The organism is Erwinia pyrifoliae DSM 12163 (assembly GCF_000026985.1).
GTDB classification, from domain to species: Bacteria; Pseudomonadota; Gammaproteobacteria; order Enterobacterales; family Enterobacteriaceae; genus Erwinia; species Erwinia pyrifoliae.
In genome coordinates this window covers 2,279,211-2,295,726 of record NC_017390.1, presented here as the reverse complement: position 1 = coordinate 2,295,726, position 16,516 = coordinate 2,279,211, and the positions used below count along the sequence as shown (strand labels likewise).

General features: G+C 51.6%; 17 protein-coding genes and 2 pseudogenes. 12 read left to right on the top strand and 7 right to left on the bottom strand.

The window, feature by feature from the left end; genetic code table 11:
* Positions 1-14: 14 nt before the first annotated feature.
* From EPYR_RS10245 to EPYR_RS10205, 9 genes are read left to right on the top strand one after another with little or no spacing between them, the layout of a single operon-like run.
* Complete coding sequence (locus EPYR_RS10245) at positions 15-1,922, top strand: phage tail tape measure protein (RefSeq protein ID WP_012668335.1); 1,908 nt, start codon at positions 15-17, stop codon at positions 1,920-1,922.
* 35 nt (positions 1,923-1,957) lie between these two features.
* A complete protein-coding gene (locus EPYR_RS10240) occupies positions 1,958-3,259 on the top strand; it encodes a DNA circularization protein (protein ID WP_012668334.1) in 1,302 nt (433 codons plus the stop codon).
* Positions 3,256-4,332, top strand: coding sequence for a phage baseplate assembly protein (locus EPYR_RS10235; RefSeq protein WP_012668333.1), 1,077 nt, complete (start codon positions 3,256-3,258; stop codon positions 4,330-4,332). Before EPYR_RS10240 ends, EPYR_RS10235 begins: the two co-directional genes overlap by 4 nt.
* Positions 4,332-4,868 carry a phage baseplate assembly protein V gene (locus EPYR_RS10230; RefSeq protein WP_012668332.1) on the top strand — a complete coding sequence of 179 codons (537 nt, stop codon included), beginning with the start codon at positions 4,332-4,334 and terminating at the stop codon, positions 4,866-4,868. Before EPYR_RS10235 ends, EPYR_RS10230 begins: the two co-directional genes overlap by 1 nt.
* On the top strand, positions 4,868-5,281 hold the full coding sequence (locus tag EPYR_RS10225) for a phage GP46 family protein (RefSeq protein WP_012668331.1): 414 nt from the start codon (positions 4,868-4,870) through the stop codon (positions 5,279-5,281). Before EPYR_RS10230 ends, EPYR_RS10225 begins: the two co-directional genes overlap by 1 nt.
* Entirely contained in the window at positions 5,274-6,347 is a 1,074-nt protein-coding gene (locus tag EPYR_RS10220) for a baseplate J/gp47 family protein (RefSeq protein WP_012668330.1), read from the top strand. The genes EPYR_RS10225 and EPYR_RS10220 overlap by 8 nt, the downstream gene beginning before the upstream one ends.
* Positions 6,348-6,349: 2 nt before the next feature.
* On the top strand, positions 6,350-6,931 hold the full coding sequence (locus EPYR_RS10215; RefSeq protein WP_012668329.1) for a YmfQ family protein: 582 nt from the start codon (positions 6,350-6,352) through the stop codon (positions 6,929-6,931).
* Positions 6,924-7,886: a hypothetical protein gene (locus EPYR_RS10210; RefSeq protein WP_012668328.1), complete on the top strand. Its 963-nt coding sequence runs from the start codon at positions 6,924-6,926 to the stop codon at positions 7,884-7,886. Before EPYR_RS10215 ends, EPYR_RS10210 begins: the two co-directional genes overlap by 8 nt.
* The gene (locus tag EPYR_RS10205) at positions 7,883-8,443 is read left to right on the top strand and encodes a tail fiber assembly protein (RefSeq protein ID WP_012668327.1); all 561 of its coding nucleotides are present in this window, start codon (positions 7,883-7,885) and stop codon (positions 8,441-8,443) included. Before EPYR_RS10210 ends, EPYR_RS10205 begins: the two co-directional genes overlap by 4 nt.
* A 120-nt stretch (positions 8,444-8,563) precedes the next feature.
* Here EPYR_RS10205 and EPYR_RS10200 read toward each other — a convergent pair whose 3' ends face one another.
* A complete protein-coding gene (locus tag EPYR_RS10200) occupies positions 8,564-9,388 on the bottom strand; it encodes a hypothetical protein (protein WP_226060739.1) in 825 nt (274 codons plus the stop codon).
* Between the two features lie 263 nt (positions 9,389-9,651).
* Between EPYR_RS10200 and EPYR_RS19235 the strand changes: the two are divergent.
* Positions 9,652-9,822: pseudogene (locus tag EPYR_RS19235) on the top strand (isocitrate/isopropylmalate family dehydrogenase); the annotation flags it as partial.
* Positions 9,823-9,942: 120 nt separating this feature from the next.
* On the opposite strand, the pseudogene EPYR_RS21085 reads toward EPYR_RS19235, so the two are convergent.
* The 3 genes and pseudogenes from EPYR_RS21085 to EPYR_RS10185 form a co-directional block, all read right to left on the bottom strand.
* Positions 9,943-10,149: pseudogene (locus EPYR_RS21085) on the bottom strand (site-specific integrase); the annotation flags it as partial.
* Positions 10,150-10,628: 479 nt separating this feature from the next.
* Positions 10,629-11,764 (bottom strand): IS3 family transposase gene (locus tag EPYR_RS10195; protein ID WP_104945024.1). Its coding sequence is split into 2 segments (ribosomal slippage): positions 10,629-11,518 and positions 11,518-11,764, totalling 1,137 coding nucleotides; the frame shifts between segments, so codons are not numbered across the junction.
* Between the two features lie 121 nt (positions 11,765-11,885).
* Entirely contained in the window at positions 11,886-12,806 is a 921-nt protein-coding gene (locus EPYR_RS10185; protein ID WP_012668325.1) for a GNAT family protein, read from the bottom strand.
* Between the two features lie 373 nt (positions 12,807-13,179).
* Between EPYR_RS10185 and EPYR_RS10180 the strand changes: the two genes are divergently transcribed.
* Complete coding sequence (locus EPYR_RS10180) at positions 13,180-13,560, top strand: putative holin (protein WP_012668324.1); 381 nt, start codon at positions 13,180-13,182, stop codon at positions 13,558-13,560.
* Positions 13,547-13,837, top strand: a complete 291-nt coding sequence (locus tag EPYR_RS10175; RefSeq protein WP_014544100.1) for a phage holin family protein — start codon at positions 13,547-13,549, stop codon at positions 13,835-13,837. The genes EPYR_RS10180 and EPYR_RS10175 overlap by 14 nt, the downstream gene beginning before the upstream one ends.
* Before the next feature lie 499 nt (positions 13,838-14,336).
* Here the strand turns inward: EPYR_RS10175 and EPYR_RS10170 are convergent, their stop codons facing one another.
* The 3 genes from EPYR_RS10170 to ldcA all read right to left on the bottom strand — a co-directional run bounded on the left by EPYR_RS10170 (position 14,337) and on the right by ldcA (position 16,499).
* Entirely contained in the window at positions 14,337-14,582 is a 246-nt protein-coding gene (locus EPYR_RS10170) for a DinI-like family protein (RefSeq protein ID WP_012668322.1), read from the bottom strand.
* Positions 14,583-14,883: 301 nt separating this feature from the next.
* Positions 14,884-15,558, bottom strand: coding sequence for an MBL fold metallo-hydrolase (locus EPYR_RS10165; RefSeq protein ID WP_012668321.1), 675 nt, complete (start codon positions 15,556-15,558; stop codon positions 14,884-14,886).
* Entirely contained in the window at positions 15,555-16,499 is a 945-nt protein-coding gene (gene ldcA, locus EPYR_RS10160) for a muramoyltetrapeptide carboxypeptidase (protein ID WP_012668320.1), read from the bottom strand. Before ldcA ends, EPYR_RS10165 begins: the two co-directional genes overlap by 4 nt.
* Positions 16,500-16,516: the final 17 nt, after the last annotated feature.

The following is a 16,516-nucleotide window of genomic DNA, read 5'->3' as shown; positions in this document are numbered from 1 at the left end:
TGAGGAAATGAAACGTGGCTGACAGTTTCCAGTTAAAGGCGATCATTACGGCGGTCGATCAGTTGTCCGAACCCATGAAGAAGATGCAGAAGAACATCAAGGGGTTTGGCAAAGAGTTCTCTTCCATCATGGCCGGCGCGGCTGCCGTGGGCGCCGGTATTGTCACTGCGATGGCTGTGCCGATCAATCAGGCCATTCAGTTCGAATCGACTATGGCCGATGTGCGTAAGGTGGTGGATTTCGATACCCCCGAACAATTCAAGCAGATGAGCGAGGATGTGCTGTCGCTGTCCACCCGGTTGCCGATGGCCGCCGAGGGGATAGGGCAGATTGTGGCGGCGGGCGGCCAGGCGGGTATTGCCAAAGAGGAGCTGCTTTCCTTCGCTGAGTCTGCGGTGAAGATGGGGGTTGCATTTGATCAGACCGCCGAAGAGTCCGGGCAGATGATGGCGCAGTGGCGTACGGCCTTCAAAATGACCCAAACGGACGTTGTTGGGTTGGCGGACAAGATTAACTACCTGGGTAATACCGGTCCGGCGAACGCCGCCAAAATTTCAGAGGTGGTGACCCGTATTGGCCCGTTGGGCGAAGTCGCCGGTGTGGCATCCGGTGAGATTGCGGCGATGGGCGCAACCATTGCTGGGATGGGGGTAGAGTCAGAGATTGCTTCGACGGGGATCAAAAACTTCATGCTGTCATTGACGGCGGGTGGTGCAGCGACGGCTTCGCAGAAGAAAGCGCTTCGGGCATTGAAGATCAACCCGAAAGCACTGGCCGCTGACATGCAGAAAGATGCCAAGGGCACCATGTTAAAGGTGCTGGACTCTATGGCGAAGGTGCCCAAGGCCAAACAGGCGGCAGTGATGACCGCTTTGTTTGGTAAGGAGTCTCTGGGGGCAATAGCACCTCTGCTGACTAACCTTGACTTACTGAGGAAGAACTTTGCCAAAGTGGCTGACCAGCAGGCTTATGGCGGATCGATGGAGAAGGAGTACGCTGCGCGCGCCGCCACAACGGCAAACGCCATTCAGCTTTTCAAAAACCAGATGGCCGCGGTCAGTGTGACGATTGGTGAGATGTTCTTGCCGGCACTGAACAAAGGTATCGGAAAGCTGATGCCGTTTATTGAGAAGCTTCGCGATTGGGTGAAGGAAAATCCCGAGCTGATCAAATCTGTTGCCAAGTTTGGTGCCTACCTATTGGGGACGGCGACCGCAGTGGGCGTGGTGACCAAGGCGTTCGGCCTGCTCAATGGTGTCATGAATATGTCACCGCTGGGTAAGCTGGTGACGTTGCTGGTGCTGGCAGGGGGGCTGATTGTCGAGAATTGGAAGACTGTTGGGCCCACGATTCAAGCCGCCCTGGCGGAGATCAACAAGGTTGTCGAGGCTATTGGCGGCTGGGAAACCGCCCTGAAAGGGATCCTGGCCTTTATGGCTCTCAAGTGGGCCGTTGATATGGTCAGCTCCATCGGCAGCGTAACAAAAGAGATGGGCAAGCTGGGCAAGGCCACCAAGGGGACGGGGTTGTTCGGTGGTGGTGGTGCAGCGCTTGGTCGTCTCGGCGTGATTGGTGCAGCACTCACAGCGAAAGAATACGTCGCCGATCCGCTGGAGGAGCGCTTTACCTGGTTGAAAGATAACGTGGTGACCCGTTCGCTGAATGAGTTACCTTGGCTGGATAGCGTCGATGCGCTGGGCAAGAAGCTGCTGCCCTGGCGGCGGAATGAAGCAAGTGAGGGGGGGTATCAACCTTCAGCGCCTTTGCTCAAACCCATCGGCGCGCCACAGCAACAACCGCAAGGGGGCGAGTTCACCTTCAAATTTGAGAATATGCCGGCAGGCATGAAGGTACAGACCGACAGCAAGTTACCTCCTGGGATCTCCTACGATGTCGGCTACAACCGATTTGCCAAACCCTGACCCGCTCTGCGGGTTTTTTTACGCCTGGAGTGACTATGGCTGAATGGAAAAACAGGCTGCAGCCCGCCTCGTTTCGTGGCGTGCCGTTCAGCATTGAAAGCGATGAAGGCACGTTTGGCCGCCGGGTGCAGACGCATGAATACCCGAATCGCGATAAACCCTATACCGAGGATCTGGGGCGGGCCACCCGGCGCTTCACTGTCAGCGCCTACTTGATCGGTGATGATTACATTGACCAGCGCGATCGGCTGATCGCGGCGGTTGATACGCCGGGTTCCGGTACGCTGGTGCATCCTTATTATGGCGAAATGGCCATCTGCGTAGATGGTGAGGTTCGTGTCAGCCACAGCAACACTGAAGGGCGCATGTGTCGCGTCAGCTTCAGTTTCGTTGAGGCGGGGGAGTTGTCCTTTCCGACGTCCGGCGTGGCTACGGGCCAGGTGCTGGTTTCGTCCTGTTCGGCACTGGATGACAGTATCGGTGAGGTGTTTTCCAGCTTTGGTATGGATGGGCTTTCTGATTTTATTCAGAGCGATATGTTGGATCGGGCCACCGGGATGCTGAATACCGTAGCGGATGCCTTCACCATGGTGGATGAGGGGATCGCCGCTGCTGCACGTTTGCTGCAGGGGGATCTGTCTGTTCTGCTGATGCCACCCTCGTCGGGGATGAATTTTGTCAATGCCCTGCAAAAAATGTGGCGCGCCGGCAATCGTCTCAGCGGTGATGCTTCCGACCTGGTCACCATGGTCGATTCGCTTTCTGGGGTGACGCTTGGACATGATTTGGCCCCGCGTGGCGTCTGGAATACCGACAGTACAAGCACTCAGGCCGTCAAGACCCAGCAAAATTATGTGGCGGAAGCGATCCGCACCACGGCGATCAGTGAAGCGGCGTTTACCGTGACACGGTTGCCTCAACCCAAAACACCGATTAATCAACGCACGCCCGACAGCGCATTACCCGTCGTTTCACATCCCGCGCTGAATGACGCCGGTGTTGATATCCCCGGGTCGCGGCCAGTGACTTGGGACGACCTGATCACGGTTCGCGCTGAACTCAATCATGTCATTGATACCGAATTGCAGCGCACGGCGGATGATGGGCTGTTCCTCTCTCTGAATCGGGTACGTGCGAATACCAATCGGGATATTTCGACACGCCTGGCTCAGGTAGAAAAAACGGTCACCCGTACGCCGCCAGAGGTGTTGCCGTCACTGGTCCTCGCGGCTACCTGGTATGACAACGCCGCACGCGAAACCGACATTACCGGGCGTAATGCCGTGAAACACCCCGGCTTTATTCCTGCTCAACCGTTGAGGGTTCCCGTTCGATGAATAATACCGTCACGTTAAGGGTCAGTGGCCGCGAGTGGGGCGGCTGGACCACCGTCAAGATTGCCGCCGGTATTGAACGTCTGGCCAGAGACTTCAACGTGCAGATCACCCGGCAATGGCCCGGCGAGTCCGGCAGCGTTCCGCTGGCTCCCCGCGTTAAAAAAGGGGATGCCGTGGAAGTCCTGATCGGTGACGACCTGGTGATCACCGGCTGGGTTGAGGCGACACCTGTGCGTTATGACGCTCGCGGGGTCAGTTTTGGGCTTATTGGCAGGAGCAAGACAGCCGATCTGATTGACTGCACCGCAGCACCCACACAGTTTTCGGGTCGGACGTTGGCCAAAATCGCCGAACAGCTGGCCAAACCGTTCGGTGTTTCGGTGGTGGATGCAGGGGCCCCTTCTGGCGCGCTGCAGGGTGTTCAGGCCGATCACGGTGAAACCGTCAATGAGGTGCTGAATAAACTGCTGGGCCAGCAGCAGGCATTGGCCTATGACGATCCACAGGGACGGCTGGTGGTCGGGGCCATCGGTACTACGCATGCCACAACCGCCCTGGTCTTGGGTGAAAACGTGCTGCGTTGTGATACTGAACAGAGCATTCGCGACCGGTTCTCAGATTACCAGGTGGCTGGCCAGCGTGCCGGTGGGGATGACGATTTTGGTGAGGCGACGATTTCGGCGATCCGCGCCACGGCAAAAGACAGCGGCGTCACCCGTTACCGACCGCATTACCTCCAGCAAACCGGCAATGCGACCGGTTCAACCTGTCAGTCACGCTGCCAATTTGAAGCACGGCAGCGCGCCGCGCGAACCGATGAAGCCACCTATACGGTGCAGGGCTGGCGGCAAGGGGATGGCAGCCTGTGGCAGCCGAACCAGCGTGTAATTGTGTTTGATCCGCTGCTGGATTTTAACAACCGAGAAATGGTGATCGCCGAAGTGACGTATTCCCAGGATGAGGGCGGCATGGTGACCGAGCTGCGCGTGGGGCCGGAGGATGCATACCTGCCAGAGCCGGAGAAACCCGGCAAGCGGAAAAAGGCCAAGAAACAAGACGAGGATGATTTTTGATGCGTAACCCGATGGAAGCAATACAGCGCGGCCTGTCCAATCTGCTTGCCCGCGCGGTGGTGCGGGGACTGAATAGCGCCGCCAAATGCCAGACGGTGGATGTGGTGCTGGTGGCCGGTGACCCCAAATCCAGCGTTGAGCATCTGGAGTCCTACGGTTTTACCGCAGCCGCCCACCCCGGCGCAGAAGCTATAGCACTGTTTCTTTCTGGTGACCGCTCGCACGGCGTGGTGATCACCGTCGCCGATCGGCGTTACCGGCTTACCGGTCTGAAAAGCGGGGAAGTGGCGATGTACTCCGATGAAGGTGACAGCATTGTTCTGCGCCGTGGCAATCGGGTGGAGGTGAACACCAAGCACTATGTTGTCAATGCCGTGGATAAAGCCACGTTCAATACGCCGTTGTTCGAAGTACCCAACGGTGAAATTTCCGATAAAACCAGCACGTTGAGCAAAATACGCGAGCAGTACAACGACCACGACCATGACGACACGCACGGTGGCCAGACCGGTAAACCGAATCAGGAGATGAAGTGATGATCTTGACTGTTAATGGTGTACGCACCCCGGGGAATACGCCGCTCGATCGGTTGACGCGCTCGGTCGTGATATCACTCTTTTCCTGGCGTCGGGCAGAGCCGGACGATAACGCTGAGCAGCCAATGGGATGGTGGGGCGATACCTGGCCTACGGTCCAAAATGACCGCACAGGCTCACGGCTGTATCTGCTGCGTCGTACGACACTGACCAATAAAACCCCGCTTCAGGCCAGAACCTATATCAATCAGGCGCTGGCCTGGATGATTGAGGATGGGGTTGCCGCGCGGATTGACACGCAGGTGGAGCGAACCGGCATCGATGTGCTGGCCACTGCGATCACCCTTTGGCAGCGGGACGGTGCCCGCCACACGATTACCTTTGATGACTTATGGAGTGAAGTCAATGGCTGACAGTGAGTTTAGCAGGCCGCCGCTGCCGCAATTAATTGCAACTATCCGCAGCGATTTGCTTACGCGGTTCAATGAAGATGTGGTGTTGCGTCGTCTGGATGCGGAGGTGTACGCCCGCGTACAGGCTGCCGCCGTCCACACGCTGTATGGCTACATTGACTATCTTGCGCGGAACATGTTACCGGACCAGGCTGACCCTGATTGGTTAGTGCGGCACGGCGCTATGAAGCGTTGCCCACGGAAAGCGCCAACGTCCGCTGTCGGCTTTGTTCGCTGGCAGAACGTCAGTGGCACGCCTGATTTGCCTGTTGGCACAGTGTTGCAACGGGATGATCAGCAAACATACACGACCACTCAAGCCGCCAGTGTGGTAGGCGGTGTGCTGCGCGCGCCTATATTGGCGGATGCCGCAGGGCGTGAGGGTAACACCGATGATGGCATTGCCCTGCGTCTTGTGACTCCGATTGGCGGTTTATCCTCGACGGGCTATGCCGATGATGTTGCAGGGGGGGAGGATATCGAGCCGTTGGAAATCTGGCGTGGCCGCATTATGGAGCGGTGGTTTTACACTCCGCAAGGTGGCGCGGATCATGATTATGTGATCTGGGCAAAAGAAGTTGCCGGTATTGCCCGCGCCTGGACGTTTCGCCATTACAAGGGGATCGGTACGGTGGGGGTGATGGTGGCCACGGGAGATGCTGCCCATCCTGCACCGCCAGTCGAAACCGTCACGGCAGTTCGGGATCACATTTTACCGCTGGCACCGGTGGCAGGCGGAGGTTTGTTCGTGTTCGCAGCCACCGAGAAAGTGATCCCCATGACCATTGCGCTGGCAAAAGACACGCCGGAAATCCGGGCAGCCGTTATTGCTGAGCTTAACTCTTTGTTTTTACGTGATGGTGTTCCGTTCGTAACCATACACCTGTCGCGCATCAGCGAAGCTATCAGCATCGCTACCGGGGAATATGCCCACCGGCTGGATGCACCGACTGCCAATATCGTATTGGGCAACGTGGAGCTTCCCGTTCTGGGCGTGGTCACCTGGTCAAACTACAGTGCGGGGTAACTATGGCGCTTGAAGATGATTACACCCAACTGCTTTATCACCTGCTGCCTCCTGGCCCGGCATGGGAGGGCGATAATCCGTTGCTGAATGGGTTGGCACCGTCTCTGGCGGCCGTTCACCAACGAGGTGATGACCTGATGCGGGAGATTGATCCAGCGCAGACAGTTGAACTGATCGGCCGTTATGAAACGCTGTGCGGCTTGCCGGACTCCTGCGCCCCACCAGGGGTGCAAACAATACGCCAACGCCAGCAGCGCCTTGACGCAAAAATTAATATCGCTGGTGGCATCAACGAGCAGTTTTACCGTCAGCAACTGGATGCCCTGGGCTATTACACCGCCACTGTCGATCAGTTCCAGAACCTGGACGCCACACCCGATCCGGAGTGGGGCGACAAGTGGCGATATTACTGGCGTGTGAATATCCCAACGGATGCCACCGCTGCCTGGCAAACCTGCACCAGCGCCTGCAATATCGCTATTCGCACCTGGGGCGATACGGTAGTGGAATGCGTTATCGACAAGCTGTGCCCCTCCCACACCGTAGTGGTATTTGCTTATCCAGAAGGAAAAAAAGATGCATAGAATTGATACGCCCACGGCGCAAATCGATAAATTTGGCCAGGGGCGAAATGGTTTCACAAATGGTGACCCTTCAACCGGTCGACGCGCTACAGATCTGAATAGTGACATGTGGGATGCAGTACAGGAAGAGCTGGCTAATGCTATAGAAAAGTCGGGCCTAGCCCTGAATAAAAACAGGCACGATCAACTGTATCAGGCAGTAAAAAAAATCATTAGTGATGATATCAATGACCGGGCTTTACTAAAATGGAATAATCTCTCAGATTTATCAGATAAAAGCACATCACGAAATAATTTGAGTGTTTACTCAAAGGCCGAATCTGATGGTGCGTTTGCCCATAAATCTGGCGACAGAATACAATGGCTGGATGTGACAGATGGGCTGGCAGTAGGGAAAAATGTGGTCGTGGACGGGGATGTTTATATCGATGGCCACGATTATGTTACTAAGCGCGGAACAAATAACACAGTTAATAATGAACGAGGAACATCCGGCTATCGCATCCGAGGCGGCAGCGATCTTTTTGCAGATATATTCCACAACGAGCGAATCGGAATTAATCATTATTTGGGCATACATGTAGCTAACGGCGGCGCGGATGGCTGGTTTGAATTTAGAAATGACGGTTCATTTTGGGCTAACGGCGGCGCATCATTCGGCTCTAACATACACGTATCGTGGGGTGGGCGAACTGCCACGTATCAGGAAAACGGTGATGTGCACGGAACTGTTTGGGGCGGCGCGCTGAGTAGTTATATCAATGGAACATTTGTCAGTGACATCCGGCTGGTTAGCCGAGGTGTTATAACAACAGACGGTGGTATGAACGAAGCGCCATGGGGTGCGGTGATAACGGGCGGTAATGGCAACGAGGGGAACCAAGTCGGGCAGATGTTTTTCCGCTATTTACAAAAAAAAATTAATAATAACTGGTATACGGTGGCGTACGAATGAAAAAGTACGGTATTTTCAAAAATTATATCCCAACGCCCGGAACACACGCCGGAGCACTGGCGGCGCAATTTAGCGCGCAGTTTATCTGTGACGTTCAAGGAAACGACTGGTATGAGCTGCAACACTCATTCAGTGACGACACAATAAAAATTGTGTATGACAGCGCTGGAGTAATTCAATGCGCCAGCACTGACGCCAGCACACTATGGCCGTCAGATGCGTGCATTGCAGAAATCAATAAAAACCAGTTGCCAAAAGATTTTGAGTTACCAATAAATACTGATGGCTGGCAATTTGATGGTAAAAAAATAGTACCACGCGCATATACACAAGAGGAATTACAAGAAAAAGCAGGTTTGATTAAAGAAAATTTATTGCAGCTGGCATCGGTTAAAATTGCTCCGCTTCGTGATGCTCAGGAGCTGGATATAGCAACTGATGATGAGATTAACGCGCTAAAAATATGGATGACATATCGCGTTCAGATTAATCGTATTGATATCACTAATGCACCCAATATTAAGTGGCCAGGCATGCCTGATGTGTCGCGGCGGTAATTTTGGCGTTGTGACAAATGCGGTTAACAGCATGACCTGTTTTGAGTTTGATGACAGTCAGTGTATGTGATGATCGAATGGCACAAAAAACCCGGCGCGGTGGTCGGGTTACATTTTGATTTATGGATGCAATATGTTAATTAACTGCCCGGCTGAAACATGATTGTTCTCTGTGACCTCCAGGTAACTGACTGTCAATGATGACTCTTGAGCCACAGCATCAGTCAACTCTTTCAATTCGTCTGTAGATGTAATTTCTGAGCTGGTTTTGATGGTGAAACTTTCACCATTAGATGCACGCGTAACGGTGATGCTAATGTCTTGGTTTGTAGGCCCAGTTCTAGTTACACCTTTGATATAAAATTCATCTTGCCTGGTTTGTTTTTGCCTATCTACAGATTGCCGCTGAGTGTAAGTGTTCAGCTGTGACCTTGAAATTGTTTCATCGCCCAATTTAACTTTGGAAACCTTGGGGTCCTGCGCAATGTTTTTAAGAAATTTATGTCTTCCATCCTCACCGTGCGCCATAACTTCGCGGCTGATGTTTGTCTGGCCAGTCTGCAAAACCTCGAGAACATTTCTTTGGGATTGGTTCAGTGCTGAGGCTGTTTCTTTGACAAGAGCTACCTGGTCGGATGAGGCTTGTCTTTGAGTTTCCCAGTACTCATTAGCCACTTTCATTCCAACCGTACCTGCAGCTATAACCATGGCAACGACTGCGCATAGTGCCTGCCGCCCTGTCATTTTCCCAATAGCTTCTCTAAGCACGCTTACCGCTCCGTTGACAATCGCATCTGAATCACCATCGGCTTGACTTGAACCCTCGCTGATGTGATAAACAATATCAAGTAAGTTCTTGTCAGAATTAGTTAATTTCTGCCTATTGTGAGTGTCATGCCTAATTACTGTAAATGCTTTTTGAATTTCATTGGTCAGTTCAGCCATGCCAAAAAGCATTGATGCTGTAAGTGATGAATTATATCGTACTTTATCACCTTTGACATTGATGCTTATGGTTGGCCAGCCCTTAAACTCAATGCTAGGGAAGAAAGCAAGTCTAAACCTTGCTCAGAGTAGTAGAAAGTGGTTATCAAAACCCAAAAACTATACAGCTAAATCAATCGGTTATCTTAAGAGTGAAATCACACGCGCACTGACAAAAAACAGCAATTTATGCATTAAAATCAGAGATTAATAGCCAGCACCCTGAACTACTGCTGCGTCATATGGGCTGGACCGAAGCAGCCGACCTGATTGTTAAAGGTATGGAAGGGGCAATCGCCGCTAAAACCGTGACCTATGACTTTGAGCGTCAGATGGACGGCGCTAAGTTACTGAAATGTTCAGAGTTTGGCGATGCGATGATTAAGCATATGTAACCTGATTTTTGTAACAAACAGCCAACATATAATGTTAAATTTATGTTGGCTTTTAGATCTCAAAACCTTTCCCCAAAACCCCACCAAAACTCTTCCCCAAAACTGTTCAAAAAGAACCCATTACACGGCAATCACCATCCACTCTTTTCCCCGGTCATCATTATATTTGTTCGTCATTTTTGTGATTTATGTTCCAACAGTTTTTGCGTTTCCAAACCTTGTTCCCGATACAGATGTTTAGACAGAGAACGTTGGCGCGGTACTGAACGGCCATATTATTCCGGAGCGGTCTCTGGCCTTTTTGAACGTAGTTGTTATGGCGTTTGCTAACAAATCGAATAGGCTTAATGACAACAAATTTCCCGGTAAACAGAGCCGACTACCGGTAATCAAGCCAGTTTTTTACAGCTTCAATATCATTCGACTGAGTGGACTGTGGTTAGAAAACGATAATCTTAGTGGGCAAATAGTAAACTGCAAAAAATTTGCCACTTTCCTTGATAGTCATCGGCGGGACTTTTTTTCACCAATAACAGCTGTGACGACATCTTTAAATCCGGCGAGAGTATTAATTACCCTCTTAATCGGCTTATCGGAGAGGTTCCGGAGCATACTGGGCACAAGTGGGCTAAATGCAACTTTAAAGTCATTGTCACTCAGATCTATCGATAGTCTGTCAGGATTCCATATTTGGACTGCCCCTATGCCAGTAGACGATCCTACCGTATATTTGGACTGCCCCTATGCCAGTAGACGATCCTACCGTATATTTGGACTGACCCCACAACGGTAGACAAATTCTGTCCTCACGACGAGGCCTGTTCAAAGGCCTCCGGGCTGACGCCACCGAGATGGCTGTGACGCCGGGCCCGGTTGTAGAACACTTCAATGTAATCGAAGATATCCGCGCGGGCCAGATCCCGTGTTTTATACATCCGCTTTCTGATCCGTTCTTTTTTCAGTGAACTGAAGAACGATTCGGCCACGGCATTATCCCAGCAGTTACCACGCCGGCTCATACTCGGGACCAGGTTATTGGCCCGGCAAAACCGTTGCCAGTCGTCGCTGCCGTACTGGCTGCCCTGATCGCTATGCACAATCACCTCGCCGTCCGGTTTTCGTCGCCAGACCGCCATCATGAGCGCATCCAGTGCCAGTTCGCGTGAGAGGGTGGGCTTCATCGACCACCCCACCACGTTACGGGCAAAGAGGTCGATAACCACCGCCAGATACAACCAGCCCTGCCAGGTGCGGATGTAGGTGATATCGGTCACCCAGACCTGATTGGCCCGGACAACAGTAAACTGCCGCTGCACGCGATTAGGGGCAACCACTGAAGGTCTGCCAGCAATACGACGCGGAGCTTTATAGCCGCGCACGGCTTTAATCCGGTTCAGTTGCATAATACGGCCCACCCGGTTTTTACCGCAGGTTTCCCCGATTTCGTTCAGGTCGCCATGAACCCGCCGGTAACCGTATACGCCTCCGCTCAGTGAATATGAGTCACGGATAAGCGTCAGCAGACGCTGGTTATCTTTATCACGCGCCGAGACCGGGTTGTGCAGCCACGCATAGAACCCGGCCCGGGCGACATGAAGTACCCGACACATCGTCATCACACCCCATACAGTGCGGTGCTCATTGATAAAGCGGTACTTCAGTCGGGCTCCCTTGCAAAGTACCGCGCGGCCTTTTTCAGGATATCCCGTTCTTCTTCGGTGCGTTTTAGCTGCGCCCGTAGTTTCAGGATCTCGCTTTTGGCTTCCAGTAAATCCCGGGCATGCTGTTCGCTGTTATCAGGTTTGACAGCCCGAAGCCACTTGTAGAGACTGTGTGCAGAGACGCCCAGACGGTCNGAAACTTCAGCGACGGAATAGCCGCGTTCCGTTATTTGACGGACGGCTTCTTCTTTAAATTCAGGTGTAAATCGTGGTGTGCCCATACGTTCCTCCTATGCTCAAAATATACGGTAGGATCGTCTACTGGCATAGGGGCAGTCCAANATACCACGATGGCTAAGGTGCTTACATTGAAGCCGTGGAACCCCCGGCACAATACATGAATTAAAGCGAAATTACACGGCCCAACGGAGAGCGATAACACCATCTTTCCTTGTAACCTTCTGTTGGCTTTCCAAAAGAATAGCGCATTGTCTTACCCATTGATGTGCACAAATCATAGGCGGAATTAACATTTAGCCAGGTTACGATGGTTCCCGGACAGAATGAATCATGTAAGCGGTCAAGACCACCATTAACATAATCAAAACATATCCATTCTGGACTCTCTGCCTTAGTAATTAGTTGAAATGCGCAGGGTTTTCCATCAAAAAGCAATACATATCCAAAGAACATTTCTCGCAAAACACTTATCATATCAAGCATTTCTGCCTTGTTACCCGGTTTACTTCCCCATCGTTTTTCGTACAAATCACAGTAGATAGCGGTGAGTTCTTCAGGTGAAAACTGCGATTGATCGCGAAACTCGCCTCCTGCATTAAGAAATCGCTTCAGCTCCCTGCGCCGACTATTTTTTGTTGACGATGAAAAACCACTTTCACCACAGCCCTTAGCCAGACAGATGGAACGCTGACTGTTAAATTTGTAGGTTACGTTTCTGGTTTTATCACCGTTTATGCAGGACAGGATCTTGGTTTTGAAAGGCAGAGACGTTTTTAAATCAAAACCTAAAGGTAATATAATTTCATCCTTGTTAAACGGATAAAAATCAATGCCAGATCTTTGTACGTCCTTACCCGTTGCGGCAAAACTGCGGTTATTCCATGTGCAGAATCCCCCTAGCAATTTGTTGTCTTTGTCACGCTTCACAAAGTAAGTTGACTTTAAATTCAGACGATTTTCTAAAAATGAAAGCACATCAGGATGGGTCATAAAGCTGCCACCATACAGGTTGTAGCACAAATTATAATCATCTGCCGTGCCGTGTTTCCATCCTGAGAAGAAAGTAGTTAATGTTCGCGCCATTGAGATCTATCTTAAAAAAACAAAAGCCAATAATACTACAGAATTCAATAACTTCAAGCGTGGATAATGTCGAATATACCTTATTTAAGTTATTTATTCAGGCTAATTTACCTGTAAATTATGATTGTAACGAATCTTCATTACCTTTATTTCTGGAAGTGAGTAGAAAATGAAATTTTAACTCAAAAGCACATACAAATCTGCTGCCGAACGCGATGTGAAAATTTTTTTTTGCCAGGCTCACGCGTACGCAAAATGCGATGTAATGTGAGCAAAATGGCGGTTTCACAGGGAACTGAATATCGCTACCAGCCCTGGCATAAGCCGGGGTTTTAACCCGGAATAACTTTTCTGGAAGAGTATAGGGGGGAGTATGTCTACATCGATTCTTACATCAATTCAGGGCAGTCTGATGACTGCTGTCATCAGTGTCATTGGAGATAATGGCAGCGCTGACTACTGTATTCTGTTTGGCGCTTTCGCTGGAGCGGTCTTTTATGTCGCCACTGCGGCATATATGAAGGTCATCAGGCGTGCCGCCTACTTTTTAGTCTCGTGGATTGTTGGCGTCTATGGTGCCGGGCTGGTCGGTACGAAGCTTGAGCAAATACTCGGATACAGCGACCAGTCGCTTGACGGTTTGGGTGCCGTATTACTTTCGGCATTGGCCATCAAAACGCTGACTTTTTTCAGTCAGCAAGATCCCACAACGTGGTTCACCCGTTTAAAAGGAGGCCCTCATGGTAATAAGTGATTTAATGGTTATTGTTAATGTTTTGCTGTGTACGGCAATAGTGCTTCGCATAATGTTCTTCTGTAAACCCGGTGGCAGGCACCACTGGTGGGCATCGTGGCTAGCCTACCTGATTATTCTGGCATACGCTTCGGTACCCTTTCGTTTTCTGTTTGATAGTTACAAACACACGCATTGGGCCGTTGTAATAATCAACCTTATCCTGTGTGCGGCGGTACATCGGGCTAAAGGAAACGTGGCGCTGGTTTTTGCCGTACTTCGGCCCGACGATAAATGAAATACCGACGCCGTCACTTAAAATGGCTACTTGCTGTTTATTGGCGGCGAACAATAAATTGCTATAAATCTGTACGGTTGTAGCCGATTTTTTAATTTACCGCTAATCATCGCCCGGTGATTTAATGGGGTTGATTCGAATGGTAAGTCATTAACGCTGCATTCAGTGTTAAAGCCGCCACAAACTCTTACTGTCGTCCGGATGGGCTAAGGGCCATAATTCGTGCTGCCAATCTCAATTAACCCGGTGAGCCGAAAAGCCAGCTAAAAATTGAGCTGTGAGTAGCTGCACGTTCGTTCGCAGAGAAGCTTCACCTGACAAGTCATTTTTGGTCCATGAATTGTTTGGGTGGGGCGCGGGGTGGGTACGCTAATCTCTCTTGAACAAACCAACGTTATACAAACATAGGCTATAAGTGACAGCAATGCCTTTCATGCAATCGAACGGGCAGCATATTCACCAGTGCTGGACCATGTTGACTCACCCCGCGCTGACGAAATCAAAATTCTGCCATTACCAGCCACTGATCTGTTTCTTCAAACATCTCTTCGATAATGCGCAGCAGGGTGGATTTATCACTTTTGCTGGCATCGGTTTTGACACCGTTAGCCTGCATGGGTTTTACTTTGACCTGCGCATCCGGAAATACACGCTGAATCCGTTTTTCTAACTCGTTGAGAATGAGCTGTTCAGCATTAGGCAGTCCGGCCACGTTGCGCTTATCATAGATCAATTCAACGTACATTTTTGCTCCTCATTTTTTACTGTATAAAAATACAGGCATATACCGCCAGATTCAATGACTATTTCAATTTATATGCCTTGCAGAGCGGTCACGTTGACACTCTCACTCCAGCGCAGACCGATCGGGGGGAAGCCGATGTATACAGTCACAGGTGAAATGAGCGCACTTTGGACAACGCTTTTGCGGGGTCGGGCTGGCTACCACAGCTTTAATCTGGATCGGCGTGGTATAAAGAAGTTAACCCCGGGTGAATGTTGAAAAAACCGATGTCACTGACGCGTTAGAGTGATGGCCATGTTTCTTAGCCACCGTCGTTAGATGCCGAGATAAGGCAGAGATCTACCGGGTGATTTTCTGCATCATCCAGCAGAGCCAGCCACTGGCGCAAATCGACTTCCTGCCAGCCCTGGCGCCCTAACGTGGAGCTCATTAAAACTACGTCCGGGCGTAGTGCGCGATAAAATTTCAGCGTCTGACGCAGTGCACGCGCGTTACTTTCTGCGACACGTACTGTTACCCAGCGTTCGTGCGAAAGCGTGACGGTATCGCCGACAAACAGATAGGTCTTGCCGTAGGGGGAAGCATAAAGATAGCTCGAGCTGCCGGGCGTGTGTCCTGGCGTTGGCACTACGTGAAAGCTGCCGCAGTGGACCTCAGCGCTATTAAACGTCGCATCTGCTTCGGCATAACGGCTGACATGGCCAAGAGCGCGTGCATGACAGTATAAAGCACTGTTAAAACGAGACTGTAGTTGATGCGTGGCCGGTCCTGCTTCATGCCAGTGAGTCAGGTAGTGGCGGATGATACCGCCGCGTTCGGCAATAAAATCGTGATCTGCTGGATTTTCGACGCGCGATATCAGTATGTTGCCGCGTAAATGCTGCAATAAAAAACCGTGCATCATCAGCTCTGGCTGAACCTTATTGACGTTAACTTCAGGAGTGGAAATCCACAGATCTTCATATAACTGCTTCATGCCCGGTCTCCTGGCAGCTGGCGCAGTACAGGATATCCTGATAGCCGCAGCGTAGCAGACGTTTCATCCACCTTCAGCAAACCCTGCGCACCAACTGGCAGCGTGACGGTGTCGGCATCATGTCCAAACGGCAGCCCGTTCACCACGGGTAGACCGGTCAGATCGCGAATCAAGTTCCAGACACTGTTAAAATCGTAGCCGCTGTCGTAAGTGGGTGAGGTCGTTCCGCTAAAGCTGCCGGTCACTATGGCTCTCTGACGGGCCAGAATGCCGCTGTGGTGCAGTTGAAGCAGCATGCGTTCAATGCGGAAAGGGGGTTCATTGACATCCTCAATCACCAAAATGCCCTGTTGAATATCGGGCATCCAGGCAGTACCGATCATCGCAGCAATCATCGCCAGGTTACCTCCCCACACGGTGCCACTGACCTGAAGTTGCTGCGGCAACGTTGTCCATCTAAGCGTCATTTCAGGCGTCGTTAGCGCCTGCCAAAAATGGCTAACGGTAAATTCAGACACGACCTCAGCGCCAAAATTCCCGGTCAGCATCGGCGCGCTAAAGCTTTGCACGCCACTTTGTGCCAGCAGGGCAAGCTGAATGGCGGTGAAGTCACTGTGGCCACAAATAGCCAACGGCGCAGCGTGCAGGCGCTGGCGTAACGCAGGATAGTCGATGTTGGCTAACAGGCGACTGGCACCATAGCCGCCGCGCACCGCCAGCACAATATCCGGCAGCGTATCGAGGTGCGCCAGCTCGTTAATATCCTGCAGACGCTGGTTATCGTTACCAGCGAAGCGCCGATCGCGGCGGGTGATAATGCCGCTATTTTCGACCCTGTGGCCAAGAGCCTGCAGGCGGGCTATACCGCGTGCCGCAGCTGACTGATTTTGGCAGTAGCCTGATGGGGCGACCAGACGAATAGTGCGTGGCGTGATGCTCATAATGCTCCCTGAAACGA

Bases quoted from the DNA above. Each gene is read 5' to 3' on its own strand.
- EPYR_RS10240 (WP_012668334.1), top strand. From the start codon at position 1,958: ATGGCTGAATGGAAAAACAGGCTGCAGCCCGCCTCGTTTCGTGGCGTG.
- EPYR_RS10235 (WP_012668333.1), top strand. From the start codon at position 3,256: ATGAATAATACCGTCACGTTAAGGGTCAGTGGCCGCGAGTGGGGCGGC.
- EPYR_RS10230 (WP_012668332.1), top strand. From the start codon at position 4,332: ATGCGTAACCCGATGGAAGCAATACAGCGCGGCCTGTCCAATCTGCTT.
- EPYR_RS10225 (WP_012668331.1), top strand. From the start codon at position 4,868: ATGATCTTGACTGTTAATGGTGTACGCACCCCGGGGAATACGCCGCTC.
- EPYR_RS10220 (WP_012668330.1), top strand. From the start codon at position 5,274: ATGGCTGACAGTGAGTTTAGCAGGCCGCCGCTGCCGCAATTAATTGCA.
- EPYR_RS10215 (WP_012668329.1), top strand. From the start codon at position 6,350: ATGGCGCTTGAAGATGATTACACCCAACTGCTTTATCACCTGCTGCCT.
- EPYR_RS10210 (WP_012668328.1), top strand. From the start codon at position 6,924: ATGCATAGAATTGATACGCCCACGGCGCAAATCGATAAATTTGGCCAG.
- EPYR_RS10205 (WP_012668327.1), top strand. From the start codon at position 7,883: ATGAAAAAGTACGGTATTTTCAAAAATTATATCCCAACGCCCGGAACA.
- EPYR_RS10200 (WP_226060739.1), bottom strand. From the start codon at position 9,388: ATGGCTGAACTGACCAATGAAATTCAAAAAGCATTTACAGTAATTAGG.
- EPYR_RS10185 (WP_012668325.1), bottom strand. From the start codon at position 12,806: ATGGCGCGAACATTAACTACTTTCTTCTCAGGATGGAAACACGGCACG.
- EPYR_RS10180 (WP_012668324.1), top strand. From the start codon at position 13,180: ATGTCTACATCGATTCTTACATCAATTCAGGGCAGTCTGATGACTGCT.
- EPYR_RS10175 (WP_014544100.1), top strand. From the start codon at position 13,547: ATGGTAATAAGTGATTTAATGGTTATTGTTAATGTTTTGCTGTGTACG.
- EPYR_RS10170 (WP_012668322.1), bottom strand. From the start codon at position 14,582: ATGTACGTTGAATTGATCTATGATAAGCGCAACGTGGCCGGACTGCCT.
- EPYR_RS10165 (WP_012668321.1), bottom strand. From the start codon at position 15,558: ATGAAGCAGTTATATGAAGATCTGTGGATTTCCACTCCTGAAGTTAAC.
- ldcA (WP_012668320.1), bottom strand. From the start codon at position 16,499: ATGAGCATCACGCCACGCACTATTCGTCTGGTCGCCCCATCAGGCTAC.